This window comes from Pseudomonadota bacterium, assembly GCA_026388255.1.
Lineage (GTDB): Bacteria > Desulfobacterota > Syntrophorhabdia > Syntrophorhabdales > Syntrophorhabdaceae > JAPLKB01.
The window spans coordinates 1-2,263 of the sequence record JAPLKC010000146.1 but is presented as its reverse complement, the minus strand read 5'-3'; the positions used below and the strand labels follow the sequence as shown (position 1 = coordinate 2,263).

Annotated in this window: 3 protein-coding genes and 1 pseudogene; 1 reads left to right on the top strand and 3 read right to left on the bottom strand. The window is 42.9% G+C overall.

What is annotated here, in order from left to right; translation table 11 throughout:
- Positions 1-237: 237 nt before the first annotated feature.
- From NT178_19045 to NT178_19035, 3 genes and pseudogenes are all read right to left on the bottom strand, one after another.
- The gene (locus NT178_19045) at positions 238-519 is read right to left on the bottom strand and encodes an antitoxin (protein MCX5814612.1); all 282 of its coding nucleotides are present in this window, start codon (positions 517-519) and stop codon (positions 238-240) included.
- Positions 509-737: pseudogene (locus NT178_19040) on the bottom strand (toxin). The gene NT178_19045 and the pseudogene NT178_19040 overlap by 11 nt, the downstream one beginning before the upstream one ends.
- A 236-nt stretch (positions 738-973) precedes the next feature.
- A complete protein-coding gene (locus tag NT178_19035; GenBank protein ID MCX5814611.1) occupies positions 974-1,138 on the bottom strand; it encodes a hypothetical protein in 165 nt (54 codons plus the stop codon).
- Between the two features lie 795 nt (positions 1,139-1,933).
- Here NT178_19035 and NT178_19030 point away from each other — a divergent pair.
- Positions 1,934-2,263 (top strand): hypothetical protein (locus NT178_19030; GenBank protein MCX5814610.1); only part of this gene is annotated, 330 nt, incomplete at its 3' end.

Here is a 2,263-nt window from a genome sequence, read left to right as displayed (position 1 = left end):
CACCCAAGGTCCAAAATCTTGGATGGCAGAGTACACCACTCGCTTACAATCTTTTCGAGTACTTCCAACTGGAAGTTTGCCGCCGGAATAGCCCCTCGAACTCCCTCTAAAAAGGTCTGTGCAAGCTCCTTTGTTTGCCATCTGCTGTGCTGATCATTCATTCCTATTCCTCATTCAACAAAGAGGTCAGCCAGAGGCCGACTTTATGACCGATTGGCTTCAACGGCTTGTTGCCCCTTATTTTGTTGTTCCTTCAACAAGTGTTCCATTAATGAACTTATGAATAATGCTTGACACATACGTCTGATACGGCAAGCCTTCTTTTATAGCCTTTCTTTGGAGCTCTATAAGGTCTCGTTCAGAAATACGTATATTCAGTCTTTTGTCCTTTTTCAGGGTATTGCGAGCGTATTCTGCCAATTCCTTTCTTCTTTTTGAAAGGTCAGTAACGGGAACCCCCTCACCTTTCTCAAAGCTGTCCAGTATTTCCTTCTCTTCTTTTGTTAGTTTAGTCTTCATGTTTTTCTCCAAGATATAGCTGCGTAGCCTTCCTGCTCGGGATAATCGTTTTCAAAAACAACTCTTCCTCATTCTCAACATAAGGTACAAGATATGCGTAATCGGCCACACCAATGACCATGATTCGTTGTCCGGGATATGACTTCTGATTTGAAACAGATTCCCCGTGACATTTTGAACTCCATACTCTTTTCCGTGTTCCAGCTTATACTTTTCATTGATAAACACTATCACATTGTGTGCATATTGGCAATATATTCAGTCTGCATCACCAGGCATCAGCAAGAGGCCTGATTTCAGGCCGATGATCTTCCCCCAAAAAAGCGGACAACTCCTCAATGCATCTCCCCCCTAAGACATGAATACCTGACCTTTCTGTTTCCTCCTTTAGCACCCTCTTTGACCTTACGGCAAAACTGACGAAAACCAGAAGTGTCTACAGTCTCATTGACTACTATACAAAGATACCGGTCCTCTGTCTCGATGAACTGGGGTATGTGCTGCCTTCGAGAGAACATGCCGATTCTCTCTTCCAGATCATCTCCAAGAGATCGGAAATGGGCACTACCCTGGTAACTACTAATCTGGTACCCTCCCGGTGGGGAAAGATTTTTGACACGGTAACAGCATCGGCAATTCTAGACAGGTTAAGTATGAACGGAACCTTCATTACCTTTGAAGGGAGGTCTTATCGGAAGAAAAACAGCAAAGAAACACCATAACATGATGAATAGCTGCGCATGATGAAAACAAAGGGGGTACTTGTTGTGAAGTGGGGTACTGCTAACGGGTGAGGTCTATCATAATAACGGTTTTGCGGGTGTTGAGATTGTTAGATTTGAGGGCGAGTTGATTGTTCCCTACAGATCGCTATTGAGGAGAATGCAGGCAAATATACCAAAGAAGACCTTGAGGAACTCTTTAATGATCTGTCCGTCCTCTGTGACTATGTTCAGCAGCAGGCCGCAGCCACAGTGTCGACGAAGCCACGCAAACCACAGTTGTGAAGAGTTTTGCGAATGACCGTAAAAATACTTTATCTCTCACAAAACCCACAGTGTGCAGACAATAAAACCAATACTTTTGATAAATGTAAGGATATAGATGAGTTATGGCAGAGTACTTTTTTGTGATTATTTGTTATTTTTCTAATAATTTTCTTGACAGATATTTTGCAAAATGTAATTGTATTGTTTTCAACACATCAGCAGGCGGGGCATCTTAGTTAAATCATAATTATCCGGTTTTAAAGGTTTTAAAGGCATTCCTACATCGAGAGAGAAGGGGGGGGCATTAAAATCAATAAGAACATAAAATATCATTTTATAATAAGGCAATACTATCGGTGCGTAATTACTATGGGGGATTTATGCCTATGACAAAAAACAAATATAAGTAGGCAAAAGAGGCGCGTATGTTCAGGACTCTCAGTAACTCAACAGGGCAGGATAAGGATAAACGTACAGAAAGAAACAACGTCCCTACGTTCGTCCTTAATCTACAGAGGGACGTGACCTACACTATCGCCAATGAATGGCTTGATGTTCCCGATGACATAGCCGCCCTACCCGACTTACAGGGTTACGGCAATACCTACGATTTACATCAGGCGATGGTGAGGGATACCACAGGTACACTCCAAGCCCTGATTGAGCAGTTCATAGCAACAGAAGACTCCGGTGTCCGTGATGGCCTTATGGAACAGATACTTTTTGAATGGACCGGTTCGGATGGTATAGACCCT

What these genes read in the sequence shown, in the direction of transcription:
- NT178_19045 (MCX5814612.1), bottom strand. Translation starts at nt 519, where the DNA reads ATGAAGACTAAACTAACAAAAGAAGAGAAGGAAATACTGGACAGCTTT.